Below are 17,705 nucleotides of genomic sequence, written 5' to 3' on the forward strand. Positions count from 1 at the left end.
CCTATAGCGTATCGACCAAGGTCGTATGGACTTGAGCGGCAGCCGGTTACCCAGGAGCGACCTGGTCACAGCGAAGCGATTGCAGGCAATGTCGCTTATCTGGAAGATGGCGCCGATGCAGGTCCGGATCATCTTTTGTGTGTCAACGAGGCCCCATGCCAAGCGCATTCGAAAGCGTACTCAAAAACAAGAACATGGCTTATCGCCCCGTTGGATCGCCCGCTGCCAGCCAGGCGCCCACCCGCGTTGCGTTTGTATTGATGGACAATTTCTCGATGATGTCCTTTACCGGTGCGGTGGATGCGCTGGTGACCGCCAACCTGATGGGCGACATGCCTCTCTACGAGGTGCTGACCGTGGGGGTTTCGGGAGGGCAGGTGACCAGTGACCTGGGCATTGTCATCTCCACCGACATCGAGTTGGCACAGATGCCGGAAGACCTGGATGTGCTGATCGTCGCCGGGGGCTTTCGCGTGAAGTTGCAAGGCCACGCCTTGTTGCGGCGCAAACTGCGGGTCAATGCTGCGTCGGGAGCGATAATGGGCGGGCTGTGGAACGGGGTGTTCTTTATCGCCGATGCCAATCTGCTCGATGGCTTCGAATGCGCTGTTCACCCGGAAAGTCGCGCCATGATGGCGGAGGTCTTCCCCCTCGTGAAGGTTTCCAACCGCGCCTATGTCCTGGACCGGGGCCGAGTCAGCTGTGCGGGTGCCAACAGTTCGCTGCGCATGATGTTGCAGTTGATTCGCCAGACCGGGGGAGCGGCGCTGGTGGGAGCCATCGAGGAAATTCTGCGCTGTGACGAGTCCGGCGATGACGCGACGGATTTGCCGCCGGTCTTCGTCGAGACAGACCCGACACTGCCGGAAAGCCTCAAGCTGGCGCTGGAACTGATGTGGCAAAACATCGAGGAGCCGTTGACCGTCGATGAGCTGGCTGCCTGCGTCAAGATCTCCAAGCGACAGCTGGAACGACGATTCTGCAGTTTTCTCGGGGCGACACCCACCCGTTATTACCTGGAGTTGCGCCTGACCCGTGCCCGCCAGCTCATCCAGCAGACCAATCGCTCCGTAACCGAAATCGCCGTGGCGACGGGCTTCGTCAGCTCGCCACACTTCCAACGACGTTTCCGGGATTTTTTCGGGGTTCCACCGGGCAGTTATCGGACCAAGTTCGCCCGCAAGCAGGCTCCTCTGTAACCCGTTGCCAGGGCTTGGACGACGGCGATGCCGCCTGGCGCTGCGGGATCAAGCTCGTGCGCGATCAGGTCAGGTGTTGTCGCCGTCTTGGATCTCGGCGGGCTGTGCTTCGACTTTCGAGGCGGTCTGGGATGCGGTCATGGTCGTGCCAGTGCACAGCACCTTACCCACTTCGGCGGCTATCGAGCCGTCGATGATTCGGCCCTCCATCTGATCGAATTGAGCTTTTTCCAGCGCCGCGAGGCTGCTGTACATGCCCATGTGACGTACGTTCTGGCTGGCGCAGTCGAGTTCCAGCTTCGTATAGTTGGTGAAGTAGACACCTGATCGCTGTACGGTGGCCTGGATGACGGTGCCGCTGTCGATAAACGAGACGATGGAATACTTGGCGTCCGAATCGTCGTAGAGGTAGTTGATTTTTTGAACGTCCGCAGTCGCCGCGCAGGCAACGGACAATAACGCCAAAGAAATAATGGTTTTCATGCTTTCTTCCATGAAATAAGCAAGTCAGAGAGGGTGATGGCAAAGTGCTAATATTTTGCCTTCACTTGCACTTCAGATCAATTGCGTTAGGTCGCAAAAAACGCCATTGGTCAGGATTCTGGTCATTTGGGGAACTTTATAGATCGGTCTGTCCGATAGCAACAAATGAGCGCATCCCAATTGGGGATGCGCTGGCCAGATCAGGAATATCGACGTTTTTTCAGCCCAGGCATGAGGTCAAGCACCAAGGCAAACGCTATCGCGCCGGCGGCAATCAGGAACAGCGCCGCATGATGGCCGCCGCTGGCATTGAACAGCGCCGAATAGGCGAATCCGGCAAGCGCCTGGAATGTCGCGAACGAAACGGTGGCCCGGCTCCAGGCGACCTGTTGGCGATGAGCGTCAGGCACCAGTTCATGCATGCGGGCCAGGGCCAGGGGCACGATGCCCGGTGGAAACGAACCGATGATCACCGCCAGCAACGCCAACGCCAGGAACGTATGGGAGATCGCCAGCAGGCCGAGGGCAATCGCCTGCACGGCCAATACCAGGCGAATGCTCCTGCGCGCGCCGAGATGGTCGGCCAAGAAGCCATGGCTCACCGGCCCGATAATCGCGCCAAGGCCGTACATGACCCAGACCAGCGCCCCGACGTGCGCACCGGCACCGAGGCCACGGGCTACATAGTCCACCAGGAACACCATCGCCGGCACGAGCCCGGCGGCCATGAACGCATATTGGGCGAATAACCGGTAGACGGCGGCAGGCGTAGTCTCGTCGGGGTCGGTCGCGCTGGATGCCACCGGGGGCAGATCCTGGGGCCAGCCGAACCAGCTCAGCCCGGTCAGCACCAATGCCAGGGCACCGAGCCCCAGCCAGGTGGCTTGCAGGCCCAGGCTCAAGAGCGGCGGCACAATCGTGCCGGACCCGGCGATACCAAGGCCGATACCAAGGAAAATCGCCCCACTGGCCAGTCCTTTACGCGCCGCCGGTACATGGGGCAACACGGTCGACGCCACCAGCACCATGATCGCGCCGCCGGCGATTCCCGACAGCAGTCGCCAGGCGAAATACCAGCTCACCGACAAGGGAAAGGCACAGGCAAAGAAGGCGGCCGTGACGGCGAGCATCATCAGCCGCAAGGCATTCTTGCGGCTCAGGCGATGGGCCATAGGCCGGCCGAGCAGGGCGCCGATCAGATAGCCGACCAGATTCGCCGCCCCCAGGTAAACCACGTCATTGGCCGCGAACCAATGCGCCTCGATCAGCTCAGGGATCAACGGCGTATAAGCGAAGCGCGCCAAGCCGATGCTGACGAAGCTGGCGCAGAGGCCGGCGAAGATAGGTAGCCAGATGCCCGAAGGCGGGGATTCGAGCTCAGCGCAGGTGGAGGTCACGATAGCGATCCTGTGAAAGGTTTATGGCGTTCAGCTTATCGGCTATCGTTGCCGCACTAATGCAGCGATTTTGCGACATGGCGATGCAATTCTGCATCGTTCGGAGGCCAGATGAATTGGGATGATGCGCGGGTGTTTCTTGCGGTTTGCCGCGAATCGACCTTGCGCGGTGCCGCACGGGTGCTTGGCGTGGACCAGGCCACCGTCGGGCGGCGTATCACGGCGCTGGAGAAATCATTGGACGCTGCGTTGTTCCTGCGCACTCCTGACGGTTACGCGTTGACGGCGGTGGGCGAAGCGGCGCTCCAGGCGGTAGAGAAGATGGAGCATTCGGCGCTGGAGCTGGAACGGCGGATCCAGGGACTGGATGATCGGTTGATCGGCAACGTGCGTGTCGCCACCACTGATTCCCTGGCCATCGATTTCCTGATTCCGGCCATCGCCAGCCTGCATGCGCGACACCCCGATGTGCGGGTGCAACTGGATGCCTCCACGCAGATCCTCAGCCTGGTCAAGCGCGAAGCGGACATTGCCGTGCGCAATACCCGGCCGGACAACCCCGACCTGATCGCCCGGCGCATCGCGCGTTGGCCGGTGGGGTTGTTCGCGTCCCAGGCGTACATCGACGCCCATGGCGCCCCGCCGCCTGGCAGCGCGTTCGAAGGTCATGACCTGGTGGTCTATCAGCCGTACTTTCAAGGGAGCAAGGACTTTACCCTGGTCTCGGAACCGGTCAGCCGAGGGCGGATCGTCGCGAGCCTGAGCTCCAGCCTGCTGGTGCGTCGTTCAATTGCCGCAGGCATCGGTGTCGGGGAGATCCCCGTGTATATGGGCGAGCGCGATGGGTTGGTGCGGTTGTGGCCGGAGCGCACGCGCCCGCTGCCCTATGAGGTGTGGCTGGTCACCCATGGGGACTTGCGTCACACCGCGCGGGTGCGGGCGGTGATCGATGAAATTGTCGGGATATTTGCCCGTGAGAATGAGTGAATCCTGCGGGAGCGAGCCTGCCCTCGCAGGATGTCAACGTCATGGCATTTGCGGCAATTCCTGTGGCCGCAGGTCAAACACCAGCACCTCGGCATCGCGGCCGTTGCTCAGTGTCAGGGCCTGCTCCTGGCGCACCCGCACGCCGTCGCCTTCCTGAAGCTGCACGCCATTGAGCTCGACGGCGCCTCGTGCCACATGCACATAGGCATAACGATCGGCTGCCAGCGTCAGGGTGGCGCTCTCCTTGCCGTCGAACAGTCCGGCATAGACCCGAGCATCCTGGCGCACCTGGAGCGAGCCATCGGCGCCATCTGGCGAGATGATCAGTTGCAGGCGACCGCGTTTTTGTTCGCGGCTGAAATGCTCCTGTTGATAGCGGGGCTCGGCGCCACTGACGTTGGGCACGATCCAGATTTGCAGGAAGTGCACCCGCTCGTCCGCGCTATGGTTGAACTCGCTGTGGGCCACGCCGCTGCCGGCGCTCATCAACTGGACATCGCCGGGGCGGATTACCGAGCCTGTCCCCAGGGTGTCCTTGTGCTCCAGCGCACCTTCGAGCACATAGGAAAAGATCTCCATGTCCCGGTGCGGGTGTTGGCCAAAACCTTTGCAGGCGGCGACCCGGTCATCGTTGATCACCAGCAGGTCGGAGAAGCCCTGTTCATTGAGGTCGCGGTAGCTGGCGAAAGAAAAGGTGTGGAACGAGGTCAGCCAGCCATGGCGAGCGATGCCGCGGTCCGAAGCTTTGCGAAGAGTCAGCATGATGGTTCTCCTGATGTCTGTGGGCGGCGGCTGGCGCCGTTCGCCGGGTTCAGAAGAAGATTAATGGTTATCCGTGGAAGCAATAAGTAGGTATAAAGCGTAATACTGTCCGCTATAAGTGGACAATCATCGACGCCTACCGACAGTCGCTTCGCTTCGCCATAATGCCAGTGGTCAGTTTGCCGATGAGACTGTGGGAGCGGGCTTGCTCGCGAAAGCGGTGCAACATTCCCTACGATGTAGAATGTGGCCCCCTTCGCGAGCAAGCCCGCTCCCACAGGGGATCATCTGTTGCCTTTAGTTCCCCTGATTTCTGGCGTCGTACCCGATGAAAACCGTTGCAATGGTGCTGTTCCCCGATTTCCTGCTGCTCGACATGGCCGGGCCGCTCGAGGTGTTTTCCATCGCCAACCGTTATCTCGAGCCGGACCAGCGTTACCAGTTGCTGACCCTGGGGACCGAGCGCGGGCCATTGCGTGCCTCCAACGGCGTAACGGTACAGGCCGATATCCATATCGATCAGGCGTGGGCGGCCTATGACGTGTTGCTGGTGCCGGGCGGGCCAGGGGCCTACAACGATCGCCATCCCGGGCTGCACACTTGGCTGCGGGCCGCAGCGCAACGGGCCACGCGCTACGGTTCCATCTGCACCGGAGCCTTTGTACTCGGCGAGGCGGGCCTGCTCGACGGTTACCGCGTCACCACCCACTGGCACTACACAGAACGCCTGATAAAGCGTTTTCCCAAGGCCCGGGTGGAAACCGACAAGATCTACCTGCAGGACCGGCGCCTCATCACCTCCGGCGGCGTCACGGCCGGTATCGACCTGGCGCTGTCTATCGTTGCCCAAGACTATGGCCGCCTGGTGGCGCTGGATGTCGCCAAGGTGTTGCTGGTGGTGATGAGACGCCAGGGCGGGCAGGCGCAGTTCAGCCCTCTGGTGGCGGCCGTAGCGTCCCAAGAATCGGCGATTACCCGGGTGCAGCACTATGTCATGGAGCACCTGGAAGAACCGTTCACCATTGAGCGCATGGCCGCCTTGGCCGCCATGAGTTCGCGGCATTTCGCCCGGGTCTTCGCCCGCGAAGTGGCAATGACGCCCATGGAGTTCCTGCAAGGCGCGCGTATCGACCGGGCTCGCCAGTTGCTGGAAACCACCGATCTGCCCCTCAAGACCGTGGCGTTTCGCAGTGGCTTCGGCAGTGTGCGGCACATGCGTTTCCTCTTCAGTGAAAAGCTTGGCCTGACCCCGGTGCAGTATCGCCAGCAGTTCAGCTGAGCCTTTGTTGTCCGTCCAGGGCACCGTGATGTCCGTGATGCTCCCTGTGCCAGCATTGTTCTGACGCCTGCGCCTGCCAAGATAACGGCGAACCCTCTGGAAAGGATGCGCAGGAGCCAGGGCAGACACGTTCGGTGATCCGCAACGTTGATGCCAGGATCGGTTATTTAGCGCTGGATTGCCCCATGAACAGTCTCATCAAACCCGATAGCGAGCCGGCGGTATGCTTTGGTCCGTTTGCCTTTTACCGGCAGCGGCGCCTGGTGACCCGCGACGGTGAACCCCTGGCTCTGGGCGGTCGGGCCCTGGATATTCTCCAGGTGCTGGTGGAGCACGCCGGTCACTTTGTCAGCAAACAGGCGCTCATTGCCTGCGTCTGGCCCGACAGCGTGGTGGAAGACATCAACCTGCGCGTGCACATCGCGGCGCTACGGCGGGCGTTTGGCGACGGTCGGGACGGCGCCCGCTACATCCTCAATCATCCCGGACAAGGCTATTGCCTGGCGATGGCGCCAGGGAATCCCCGACAATCGGTGCCCCTGCTGGCCGAGCGGCACAACCTGCCCGCGCGCCTGAGCCCGGTAGTCGGACGCGACCTCGTCCTGGGGCGGTTACTCGCCCAGGTGCCCCGCCAATCGTTGACCACCGTGACCGGCCCGGGCGGGGTCGGCAAGACCACCGTGGTGCTGCGGGTGGCGGAACTGCTGCTGGAACACTTTGACAATGGCGCCTGGTTCGTTGACCTGGCCAGCATCCGCGAGCCGGCTCAGGTGTCGGTGCAGATCGCCACTGCGCTGGGCCTGGCGCCGGGGCCTTTATGTGCGCAGCTGGCGAGCGCCCGGTTGTTGTTGGTGCTCGATGGCTGCGAACACTGGCTGCCGGCCTGCCGGGAACTGGCCCGGGAACTGGCGACGACGGCGCCTGGCGTGTCGCTGTTGTTCAGTAGCCGCGAACCCCTGGACTTGCCTGGCGAACAGATTGTGCAACTGCCGGGACTGGCCGTGGCCTCGGCCCTTGAACCCCAGCACCTGCTATTGGCATGCCCGGCGGTGCGGTTGTTGATCGAGCTGGTCGGCGCCCGGCAACAGGGTTTTGCCCCGAATGGCCGCGACGTGTTGAACCTCGCGCGCATCTGTCAGCGCCTGGACGGCTTACCGCTGGCGCTGGAGCTGGCGGCGGCTCAGGTCGACGCCTTGGGGGTGGCCGGCGTTCTGGAGCAATTGGACTATGGGTTGTCAGTCCTCAGCCATGGGCGGCGTACGGCAGTGGCCCGTCATCGAAGTCTTGAAGCCGTGCTGGACGCCAGTTTCGAGCGCTTGAGTGCCGACGAACAGACCGTATTCTTGCGCTTGGCGGTGTTCGAAGAGCCGTTCACCCTGAAGGCGGCACTGGCAGTCATCAGTTGTGCGCAGCTGAGGGTCGAGCAATTGCCTGGCCTGCTGATGCGGTTGTCGAGCCTTTCGCTGTTGATGGGCGAGCCATGTGCCGAGGGGCTTCGGTACCGATTGCTCCACACCACCCGCGCCTATGCCACAGAAAAGCTGAGGCGCAAGGGGGAGTGGCATGTGTACCACCGCCGTTATGTGTTGCAGCAGGCATGGGGCTTGCGCCGGTCAAGGCTCCAGCCGGCAGGCCAGCGTCTTGAGCAGCGCGTCGGCTTCCACTAGGTCGGGGGTGTCGAAACCTTCGCTGAAGCGCCGATAGACCGGCCCGAGCAGCTCCCGCGCGGCGTGGTGCTGGCCCTGACGCTGCCAGAGTCGGGCCAGGGACAGGGCACTGCGCAGTTCCCAGGCCAGGGCGCCATGCTGTCGCGCCACGGCCAGGGCTGCCCGCAGGTGCTCTTCGGCTTGCCCCTCCAAGGCCGGGTCGTTGCGTGCCAGCAAGGTTTCGGCGCTGGCCCGCAGGATCTCCGCCGAGCACCAGCCTGCGGCGCCGCTATGGGCGCGCTCGATTTGCGCCGGGCTGACCAGATCGGCGCGCAGCGTGACGAGAATGTCCTGGATCAGCCCATGTGTCGGGCTCGTTGTCGGGACGTGGCCGTCGAACATGCAATCGTAATGGCAGGCCCAGTCGCGAAACAGCATGACTGAATGCTTGCTGGCCTGCTGCTTCAACAGTTCGAGTCTTTCCCGGGCGGTCGAATGATCGCCGTTGTAGAAAGCGATCACGCAACCGGTAATCGCCAGGGTATAGCAGATCGAGATGCCGTGGTTGATCTGCAGGGCAATCTGCAACGCCAGGTTGGCGGTGCGCCGTGCCTTCTCGGCAAAGCCTTGCAGCCACAGGATGCGCGCCAGGACGGTCAGCGCCGCCACGCTCTGGTCGTATTGCACGCCGAAACCGTGGGTAAAACGGCTGAGATGACCGCTCTGGGCCAAACGCTGGACCACCTGTTCGGCATCGTGTCGGGCGGCACGTTGATCACCGGTGAAGTGCAATGCCAGCACGCGCAGGCGTTGGGAGCTCAACGACGGGACCGGCTCGCCATGCAGCCCCAGCCGGTCGAAATCGAGGCTTTGTTCCAGGGCTCGTCGATAGTTGCCGCAACTGAGATTGACAGTCATCTGCCCGGACACCGCGCGCAGTTCGCCGGCCAAATCCTGGCATTGTCGGGCCAACTGCCGGGCCGTGACGAAGGCGCGGACGGTCGCCGGCGTGCCGCCCTCGGTGTGGTAGTTGAAACTGGCGTGGGCCAGTTCAAGGGCGAGGGTCAACCTTGGGCACGGAGCGGGGCTGGCCCGCAACAAGGCCAGGGCCTTGTTCACATAAAGGCCGTGCTCCTTGAGCAACGATAGCTCCTGCCAGAGGGGCAAGGTGCGGGCGGTCAGGCGGATCGCCACCGCGTGGGAGCCCTGCGGGCCCAATCCCCGATCCAGTGCTGCGCGGATGTCGTCGCGATAGGCCGCATAGCGGGCGATCCACAGGCGCGTCGGGGTGTTTTCCCAGTCTTTTTCCGCCTGCTCCATAAGGGTCAGGCAACGCTCGGCGTGGCGTTCCTGGCTGACCGCCAATTCCCCGGCTTCGGCCAGTTTTTCCAGGGCATAACGGCGGGTGGTGTCCAGCAGGTGATAGCGCACCTCCTCGTCGCCGATTTCCACATTGAGCAGTGACTTGGCCACCAACTGGCTGACCGACACCAGCACCTGGTCGGGGGCGACCTGCTGCCCGACGATCACCGCCGCGGCCGCTGCCAGATTGAAACTGCCCATGAACACCGCCAGCCGCCGCAGGCAGGTCTGCTCGCAAGGGGTCAGCAGCGCGAAGCTCCAATCCAGCGTGGCGTGCAGCGTCTGCTGGCGTGGCGCCGCGTCAGTGTCGTTGTGGAGCAGGGCAACGTTGTCTTGCAGTTGCCGGTGAAGCGCTTGCAGCCCGAAGAGGCCGATCTGCCCGGCAGCCAATTCGATCGCCAGGGGAATGCCGTCCAGACGCTGGCAGATGTCGACCACCAACGGGACTTCCTGATCAGTCAATTCGAAACCGTCGTGGCAGGCCATCGCCCGTTCGGCGAAGAGCTGCAACGCGGGGTACTGCAGGGCAGGGTAGCCCTCGATGCAGGTTCCTCGGGGTGGAAACGCCAGGGAATCCAGGCGCTGCACGTGTTCGCCCTCGGCCCGCAGGCTTTCACGGCTGGTCGCGAGGATGTGCAAGTGAGGTGCGCCGCGCAGCAAGGTTTCGCAGAGCTGGGCGACGGCATCGATCAGGTGCTCGCAATTGTCCACCACCAGCAACAGATGCCGCTCCTTGAGCTGGCGGGCAATGGTGTCCAGCGGATGACCGTCGTGCAGGGGCAGCTCCAGCAGGGCGCACAGGTTGGGAACGATCATCGCCGGGTCGTTGAGCGATGCCAGGTCCAGCAGGTAAGTACCGTCGCGGTAGTGCCCGATCAGTCGTTCGGCAACTCGCAGGGCGACCGTGGTCTTGCCGATACCCCCGGTGCCGACCAGGGTGACCAGGCGCTTGCGCGGCAGTTGCGCGACCAGGTTTTCCACCAGCCCTTGGCGCCCGATGATTCGGGTGCGCCGCAACGGCAGGTTGCGCGCCAATGACGGATGAGGGATGTGCATCAACTGTTCGACGGGCCCCGACGACACCGGCGCGACAAAGCTGTAGCCGCGTTGCGCCACGGTGACGATGTAGCGTTGCCCGGCCTGGCCATCGCCGAGGGCCTTGCGCAACGCCGCGACGTGTACCCGCAGGTTGGTGTCTTCCACCACGCTTTTGGGCCAGACCCGGGCGATCAGCTGTTGCTTGCTTACCACCTCACCGGCGTGCTCCAGCAGCACCAGCAGAATCTCCACCGCGCGCCGGCCCAGGCGCAGCGGTTGCCCGGCCTCCAGCACCAGGCGCTGGCGCGGATGGACCCGGTATGGGCCGAAATGCACCGTCTGTTCGACGGGCACGCTGACGTATTGGCTCATGTCGCTTTCAATCTTCCTGGTCCTGATGCAGGGCTTTACCCGAGCATATTCCTCAGGATTGGCCTCAAGCGCAACGGCGAATGCCTTGCGCAGCCTGTCTTGCGGGTACAGAACCTCGCCACAAAAGCGAAGTTTTAACACTCCCGTCCCGAAAAAATTAACAACGTTTAACTCACGCAAATGCCTCCCGCGGCCAGACCATCAACTCATCCACCCATCTCAAGGAGTCATGTCATGAGCACCTTCACCACCCGCGACGGCACCGAGATCTACTACAAGGATTGGGGCACGGGTCAACCGGTGGTTTTCAGCCACGGCTGGCCGTTGAACTCGGACAGTTGGGAGGCGCAGATGCTGTTCCTCGCATCCAAGGGTTACCGGGTCATCGCCCATGATCGCCGTGGACACGGGCGCTCCAGCCAGCCGTGGGATGGCAATGACATGGACACCTACGCCGATGACCTCGCCGAGCTGATCGAGCGATTGGATCTCAAGGACGCGGTGTTGCTGGGCTTTTCCACCGGCGGTGGCGAAGTGGCGCGCTACATTGGCCGCCACGGCGCGGCCCGCGTCGCCAAGCTCGGCTTGATTTCGGCGGTCACGCCGCTGATGGTCCGGACCGCGTCCAACCCAGGCGGCTTGCCCATCGAAGTGTTCGACGGTTTCCGCCAAGCCTCCCTGGCCGACCGTTCTCAGCTATATAAAGATGTGGCCAGCGCGTTCTTTGGCGCCAACCGACCGGGTGCCAAGGTCTCCCAGGGCATGATCGACTGGTTCTGGATGCAGGGCATGCTCGCCGGCCACAAGAACACCTATGACTGCATCAAGGCCTTTTCGGAGACCGATCTTTCCGAGGACCTGCGCAACATCGACGTGCCGACCCTGGTGGTCCATGGCGATGACGACCAGGTGGTCCCCATCGAAACCGCCGGCATTGCAGCCGCCAAGCTGTTGAAGAACTCGCAACTGCTGATCTATCCGGGCGCGCCTCACGGCCTGACCGATACCCACAAGGACCGGTTGAACACCGACCTGCTGGCGTTCATCCAGGGCTGAGCAAGTTCGCTCCCACAGGTTCGGCATTAACAGGAATAGCATCCATGAACCGCAACGACCTGCGCCGCCTCGACATGAACCTGCTGGTGATTTTCGAGGCGCTGATGTTCGAGAAAAACCTGACCCGTGTCGCCGAAAAGCTCTTCATGGGCCAGCCGGCGGTGAGCGCGGCGCTGGGACGCTTGCGCGATCTGTTCGATGATCCGTTGTTGATACGCCACGGCCGCGGGATGGAACCGACCCCGCGAGCCATGGCGATCCTGCAAGAGCTGCAACCGGCAATGGACACGATCTCCGGCGCGGTCAGCCGCGCCAAGGCGTTCGATCCGTCCACCAGTTGCGACGTGTTTCGCATCGGTCTGTCCGACGATGCCGAATTCGGCCTGTTTCCACCGCTGCTGACCCAGCTGCGCGAAGAAGCGCCGGGCATCATCGTGGTGGTGCGCCGGGCCAATTTCCTGCTGATGTCATCGCTGCTGGCCAGCGGTGAAATCAGCGTCGGCGTCAGTTACACCACCGACCTGCCGGCCAATGCCAAGCGCAAGAAGCTGCGGGACATCCCTTGCAAGGTCCTGCGTGGCGACAAGCGCCCGGGGCCGCTGACCCTGGACGAATACTGCTCGCGGCCCCACGCCATGGTTTCGTTTTCGGGCGACCTGAGCGGCAACATCGACCTGGACCTGGCGCGCATCGGCCAAACCCGCAAAGTGGTGCTGGCGGTGCCGCAATTCAGCGGGCTGCGGGCCTTGCTGGCCGGCACTGAGCTGATTGCCACCGTGCCCGACTACGCCGCCTGCGCGCTGGTGGAGGGCTGTGCGCTGCGGGCCGAGGATCCGCCATTCGAGATCAATGCGGCCGAGTTGTCGATGGTCTGGAGCGGCGTGCATGACAACGACCCGGCCGAGCGCTGGCTGCGCTCGCGCATTGCCGACCATATGTCCCAACCGCTGCCGGCAGCCGCCTCGGCGGACCCAATCGGAGCTCACCGATGAATACCGATGAACGCCGCATGCAGGACCTGGGCTTGCTGTTCCTGCGCATGAGCGGCGCGCTGTTTCTGCTGTGGGTCCATGGCTTGCCCAAGCTGCTCAACTACAGCGTCGAGCTGACTCGCATCGAAGACCCGTTTCACCTTGGCGCCGCGCCTACGCTGATCCTGGCGATTTTCGCCGAGGTGCTCTGCCCGCTGCTGATCATGGCCGGCGTGCTGGTACGCCTGGCGTGCCTGCCGATCCTGTTTCTGCTGGCCGTTGCCCTGCTGGTCGTGCACCCGCAGTGGAGCTTGGAAGAGGGGCAGTTCGGCTGGTTGCTGCTGATCATATTTACCAGCGTCTTCATTGCCGGCCCTGGGGGCCTGGCACTGAACACGCGTTTTGTTGGAGTGCTTCGCCATGTCTGAATCCCAAACCCTCGAATCCACTGTGCGCCCGGCAAAGCCTGGCCCCGACGAAATCGTCACCCTGGTGGTCAAGCACCGGGTCAAGGCCGGGCAGGACGCGGCTTATGAAGCCTGGTTGCGTCGCATCGTCGGTGTGGCCGGCCAATGGCCCGGGCATCTGGGCGTGGATGTGGTCCGGGGCAAGCAGGGCGGTCTGTCGCTGTTCACCTGCGTGCTGCGCTTCTGCTCCACCGAGGCCATGCAACGCTGGCTGGATTCCCCCGAGCGCCGCGAACTGATCGAAGAGGCCGCGCCGCTGCTGGCTGACGGCGACCAGACCGAAGTCGCGCCGCTCAAGGAGTTCTGGTTCACCCCGCTGGCCGATGCAGCCACGCCACCGCCGCGCTGGAAGCAGTCGGTGGTGACCCTCTTTGTCATCCTGCCGCACACCTTGTTGGTGCCGCTGATCTGGGGGCCGTTGCTGCAACTCAACGGGTTTCTTTCCAACTACGTGGTGGCGACGTTCCTCATCACGCTGACCATCGTGCTTTCGGTGGTGTACGTGTGCATGCCCCTGGCGACCCGTCTGTTCGCCCCTTGGATGGAAAATTCCAAGGCCCATGAACATCTGGAGCCCTAAGCATTACCGAGCCGTCATGACAAGCACTGTTGTGGTGAGGGGATTTATCCCCGTGGGTTCGCGAAGCGAGCCCTTCAAATGCCACCGCTCATTGATTCATCTGCACATCCAACGTCAAAGGTAACCCCGATGAACGCCGATCTGATTCTATTCAATGGCCAATTCCACACCGTTGACCGGGAAAATCCCCGGGCCAGCGCCGTCGCCATCAGCCAGGGCAAATTCGTTGCCGTGGGCACCGACGCCGAAGCCATGGCCTTGCGCGGCAGCGGCACCCAGGTCATCGACCTCAAGGGCCGCACCGTCATTCCCGGGCTCAACGACTCGCACCTGCACCTGATTCGCGGCGGCTTGAACTACAACCTGGAGCTGCGTTGGGAAGGCGTGCCGTCCTTGGCCGATGCCTTGCGCATGCTCAAGGACCAGGCCGACCGCACGCCGACGCCGCAATGGGTGCGCGTAGTGGGCGGCTGGAACGAATTCCAGTTCGCCGAAAAGCGCATGCCGACCCTGGAAGAACTCAACCAGGCCGCTCCCGACACCCCGGTGTTCGTGTTGCACCTGTATGACCGCGCCTTGCTCAACCGCGCCGCGCTGCGCGTAGCCGGTTACACCCGCGACACACCGAACCCACCAGGCGGCGAGATCGTGCGCGACAGCAAGGGCGAACCTACCGGCATGCTGGTGGCGCGACCCAACGCGATGATCCTTTACTCGACGCTGGCCAAGGGGCCGAAGCTGCCCCTGGAATACCAGGTCAACTCCACCCGCCAGTTCATGCGTGAACTCAATCGCCTGGGCCTGACCAGCGCCATCGATGCCGGCGGCGGCTTCCAGAATTACCCGGACGATTACGCGGTCATCGAGCAATTGGCCCGCGAGCAGCAGTTGACGGTGCGCATCGCCTACAACCTGTTCACCCAGAAGCCGAAGGAAGAACTCAGCGACTTCAAGAACTGGACCGGCAGCGTCAAGTTGCACCAGGGCGATGATTTCCTGCGGCACAACGGTGCGGGTGAAATGCTGGTGTTCTCGGCGGCGGATTTCGAAGACTTCCTCGAGCCGCGTCCAGACCTGCCGCCGGGCATGGAGCAGGACCTGGAACCGGTGGTTCGCCATTTGGTAGAGCAACGCTGGCCGTTCCGCCTGCACGCCACCTATGACGAATCCATCAGCCGCATGCTTGATGTGTTCGAGAAGGTCAACCGCGACATCCCGTTCAATGGCCTGCCGTGGTTCTTCGACCATGCCGAGACCATCACGCCGAAAAACATTGAACGCGTGCGGGCCCTGGGCGGTGGTATTGCGATCCAGGACCGCATGGCCTTCCAAGGTGAATATTTCGTCGACCGCTACGGCGCCAAGGCCGCCGAAGCCACGCCGCCGATCAAACGCATGCTGGCCGAAGGCGTGCCGGTGGGCGCAGGCACCGATGCCACCCGCGTGTCCAGCTATAACCCTTGGACTTCGCTGTATTGGATGGTCAGTGGCCGCACCGTTGGTGGCCTCTCGCTGCACGAAGAGGGCCTGCCACGCCTGACCGCACTGGAACTGTTCACCCATGGCAGCGCCTGGTTCTCCTCCGAGCAAGGCAAGAAAGGCCAGATCAAGGTCGGCCAATTGGCGGACCTGGCGGCCCTGAGCGCGGATTTCTTCAGCGTCGAGGAAGAAGCCATCAAGTGGATCGAATCGGTGCTGACCGTGGTTGACGGCAAGGTGGTCTATGCCGCTGGCGACTTCGAAAAACTTGGCCCTGCCAGCGTTCCGGTGCTGCCGGACTGGTCGCCGGTGGTCAAGGTCCCAGGCCACTGGCGCCCGACTTCGCCGTTGCAGGCGCAGGTCCACCAGTGCAGCGGCCCTTGCACCGTTCACTCCCACAGCCATGAACGAGCGCGGCTGTCGAACGTTCCGGTCAGTGATTTCCAAGGCTTCTGGGGCGCGTTTGGCTGCTCCTGCTTTGCCTTCTAACTGAGCACAAACACCTATCCCCTGTGGAGCGGGCTCGCCCGTGAATGCGCACTGACATTCAGCATTTTTGTCAACTGACACACCGCTTTCGCGAGCAAGCCCGCTCCCACAGGGGTTTTGTAATATCCATCCCAAGGAGTCATCCCATGAGCAACGTTCCCGCCTACAACCGCTTGAACAAAGACGATGCAGTGGTCCTGCTGGTCGATCACCAGACCGGCCTGATTTCCCTGGTCCAGGACTTCTCGCCGAACGAGTTCAAAAACAACGTGTTGGCCTTGGCCGACCTGGCCAAGTTCTTTGGCCTGCCGACCATCCTGACCACCAGTTTCGAAAAAGGCCCCAACGGCCCGATCGTGCCGGAACTCAAGGAAATGTTCCCGGATGCGCCGTACATCCCGCGTCCAGGCCAGATCAATGCCTGGGACAACGAAGATTTCGTCAAGGCAATCAAGGCCACCGGCCGTAAGCAACTGATCATCGCTGGCGTGGTGACTGACGTCTGCGTGGCGTTCCCGACCCTGTCGGCGCTGGCTGAAGGTTTCGACGTGTTCGTCGTCACCGACGCCTCGGGTACCTTCAACGAAACCGTGCAACAGGCCGCCTGGGTGCGCATGACTGCCGCTGGCGCGCAAATGATGAACTGGTTCTCGGTGGCCTGTGAGCTGCACCGCGACTGGCGCAACGACATCGAAGGCCTGGGCAACCTGCTGTCCCAGCGCATTCCGAACTACCGCAACCTGATGAACAGCTACTCGGCGCTGACGGCCAAGTAAGCTGCTCTGCTGGATGACACCGATGCCCGCCAATGTGCGGGCATCTTTGTATCGTGCGCCCAGCATGGGCGCAATCTTGTGGGTGAAAGTCCCGCCGTAAGCTGACCACAGCGAACGAAGTGAAGCGCAACTGCATGAGGGCGACCGAGTGTGGGGAGGAAGCGTGAATCGAAACCGCGAGCCGATGGACAAGAACCGGATACAAGGCGAAGCCGATCAGGGCGAGCGAGCGATAAATCGCGAAGCTCTTGTGGTCAAAGATCAGGCTGCGTAAATCCGGCGGTTGTGCGGGGAAGGATTGCGTTCTTACCTGGGGAGATCTCGCCTTGTGCCTGAAAGGGCGACGGCGCGAGCCGGAGCGAGAAGTCAGCAGAGGCCGTAGTAGTCTTTTTTTTGACGAAGGGCCGAACGAGAGAAAGTGTTATAGACCATGTTGATGCGAGAAACCGGAAGTCAGATGCCTGCCAAACGCGGGGCGGATGTGAGGACGCGAGCGGTGAAGCCGTGAGAAGCCCCGTCAGCGACGAGGTCAATCGCCCGCAAGATGAATCCGACAACGCAGGGCAAGGGCTGCTGGATCGGGCCTTTGCGAGAGAAAACCTGAAGCGGGCATGGAAACGGGTCAAGGCCAACAAAGGTGCAGCAGGTGTGGATGGTTTGGACATTGAACAGACTGCCAAGCATTTGCTGAGCCAATGGCCGACGATTTGTGAACAGCTTATTTCAGGAGCCTACCGGCCCAGTCCGGTAAAGCGTGTGGTAATTCCCAAACCTGACGGCGGCGAACGCGAGTTGGGCATTCCAACGGTCACTGACCGGCTGATCCAACAAGCACTGCTGCAAGTTTTGCAGCCACTGCTCGATCCAACTTTCAGTGAACACAGCTACGGCTTTCGCCCGGGGCGCAGTGCGCAGGAGGCCGTCTTAGCGGCTCAGCGCTATGTGTCTTCAGGACGCAAAGTGGTGGTGGATGTTGATCTGGAGAAGTTCTTCGATCGGGTCGACCACGATATTTTGATTGATCGTTTAAGCAAACGGATTGCGGATCGGGCGGCTATCCGGCTGATCCGGGCTTATCTGGATGCAGGAACGCTGATCAATGGCGTGATCGAGAAAAGCCGCTGCGGGGCGCCGCAAGGCGGCCCGCTGTCGCCGTTGCTGGCAAATGTGCTGCTGGACGAAGTGGATCGGGAGCTTGAACGCCGGGGCCATTGCTTCGTGCGCTATGCAGATGATGCGAATGTGTATGTTCGCAGCCGCAGGGCCGGGCAGCGGGTGATGGCTTTGCTAAAGCGCTTGTATGAAAAGCTGAACTTGAGCGTCAACGAGAGCAAGAGTGCGGTAGCGAGTGCATTTGGTCGC

General features: G+C 62.4%; 15 protein-coding genes. 11 read left to right on the forward strand and 4 right to left on the reverse strand.

The features are described 5' to 3' along the window. The first annotated feature begins 155 nt into the window (after positions 1-155). Complete coding sequence (locus AD663_RS09045) at positions 156-1,199, forward strand: GlxA family transcriptional regulator (RefSeq protein ID WP_003179998.1); 1,044 nt, start codon at positions 156-158, stop codon at positions 1,197-1,199. A 69-nt stretch (positions 1,200-1,268) separates the two neighbouring features. On the opposite strand, the gene AD663_RS09050 is transcribed toward AD663_RS09045, so the two are convergent. Next, on the reverse strand, positions 1,269-1,682 hold the full coding sequence (locus AD663_RS09050; protein WP_003180001.1) for a hypothetical protein: 414 nt from the start codon (positions 1,680-1,682) through the stop codon (positions 1,269-1,271). Positions 1,683-1,882: 200 nt separating this feature from the next. Further along, on the reverse strand, positions 1,883-3,079 hold the full coding sequence (locus AD663_RS09055) for a YbfB/YjiJ family MFS transporter (protein WP_053213584.1): 1,197 nt from the start codon (positions 3,077-3,079) through the stop codon (positions 1,883-1,885). Between the two features lie 111 nt (positions 3,080-3,190). On the opposite strand from AD663_RS09055, the gene AD663_RS09060 reads away from it, so the two are divergent. Next, complete coding sequence (locus AD663_RS09060) at positions 3,191-4,066, forward strand: LysR family transcriptional regulator (RefSeq protein WP_003180006.1); 876 nt, start codon at positions 3,191-3,193, stop codon at positions 4,064-4,066. A 39-nt stretch (positions 4,067-4,105) separates the two neighbouring features. On the opposite strand, the gene AD663_RS09065 is transcribed toward AD663_RS09060, so the two are convergent. After that, on the reverse strand, positions 4,106-4,828 hold the full coding sequence (locus AD663_RS09065) for a pirin family protein (RefSeq protein ID WP_003180007.1): 723 nt from the start codon (positions 4,826-4,828) through the stop codon (positions 4,106-4,108). A gap of 328 nt (positions 4,829-5,156) precedes the next feature. On the opposite strand from AD663_RS09065, the gene AD663_RS09070 reads away from it, so the two are divergent. Together AD663_RS09070 and AD663_RS09075 are read left to right on the forward strand one after the other, a co-directional pair. Beyond that, on the forward strand, positions 5,157-6,107 hold the full coding sequence (locus tag AD663_RS09070) for a GlxA family transcriptional regulator (protein WP_003180009.1): 951 nt from the start codon (positions 5,157-5,159) through the stop codon (positions 6,105-6,107). A 185-nt stretch (positions 6,108-6,292) separates the two neighbouring features. Further along, positions 6,293-7,774, forward strand: coding sequence for a winged helix-turn-helix domain-containing protein (locus AD663_RS09075; protein ID WP_003180011.1), 1,482 nt, complete (start codon positions 6,293-6,295; stop codon positions 7,772-7,774). Here the strand turns inward: AD663_RS09075 and AD663_RS09080 are convergent. Then, positions 7,721-10,525: a winged helix-turn-helix domain-containing protein gene (locus tag AD663_RS09080; RefSeq protein ID WP_053213585.1), complete on the reverse strand. Its 2,805-nt coding sequence runs from the start codon at positions 10,523-10,525 to the stop codon at positions 7,721-7,723. The genes AD663_RS09075 and AD663_RS09080 overlap by 54 nt on opposite strands. Before the next feature lie 234 nt (positions 10,526-10,759). On the opposite strand from AD663_RS09080, the gene AD663_RS09085 reads away from it, so the two are divergent. From AD663_RS09085 to ltrA, 7 genes are all read left to right on the forward strand, one after another. After that, positions 10,760-11,581: an alpha/beta fold hydrolase gene (locus tag AD663_RS09085; RefSeq protein WP_003180015.1), complete on the forward strand. Its 822-nt coding sequence runs from the start codon at positions 10,760-10,762 to the stop codon at positions 11,579-11,581. 44 nt (positions 11,582-11,625) lie between these two features. Then, positions 11,626-12,573: a LysR family transcriptional regulator gene (locus AD663_RS09090; protein WP_003180017.1), complete on the forward strand. Its 948-nt coding sequence runs from the start codon at positions 11,626-11,628 to the stop codon at positions 12,571-12,573. After that, positions 12,570-12,980 carry a DoxX family protein gene (locus AD663_RS09095; RefSeq protein WP_003180019.1) on the forward strand — a complete coding sequence of 137 codons (411 nt, stop codon included), beginning with the start codon at positions 12,570-12,572 and terminating at the stop codon, positions 12,978-12,980. The genes AD663_RS09090 and AD663_RS09095 overlap by 4 nt, the downstream gene beginning before the upstream one ends. Beyond that, on the forward strand, positions 12,973-13,599 hold the full coding sequence (locus AD663_RS09100) for an antibiotic biosynthesis monooxygenase (protein WP_003180020.1): 627 nt from the start codon (positions 12,973-12,975) through the stop codon (positions 13,597-13,599). Before AD663_RS09095 ends, AD663_RS09100 begins: the two co-directional genes overlap by 8 nt. A gap of 129 nt (positions 13,600-13,728) precedes the next feature. Beyond that, positions 13,729-15,567, forward strand: coding sequence for an amidohydrolase (locus AD663_RS09105; protein WP_003180022.1), 1,839 nt, complete (start codon positions 13,729-13,731; stop codon positions 15,565-15,567). Positions 15,568-15,713: 146 nt separating this feature from the next. Beyond that, the gene (gene ycaC, locus AD663_RS09110; RefSeq protein ID WP_003180024.1) at positions 15,714-16,343 is read left to right on the forward strand and encodes an isochorismate family cysteine hydrolase YcaC; all 630 of its coding nucleotides are present in this window, start codon (positions 15,714-15,716) and stop codon (positions 16,341-16,343) included. Between the two features lie 504 nt (positions 16,344-16,847). After that, positions 16,848-17,705, forward strand: an 858-nt coding sequence (ltrA, locus tag AD663_RS09115; protein WP_083455119.1) for a group II intron reverse transcriptase/maturase, incomplete at its 3' end; no start/stop codon positions are given.

Source organism: Pseudomonas sp. Q12-87, from assembly GCF_001269755.1.
Lineage (GTDB): Bacteria > Pseudomonadota > Gammaproteobacteria > Pseudomonadales > Pseudomonadaceae > Aquipseudomonas > Aquipseudomonas fluorescens_S.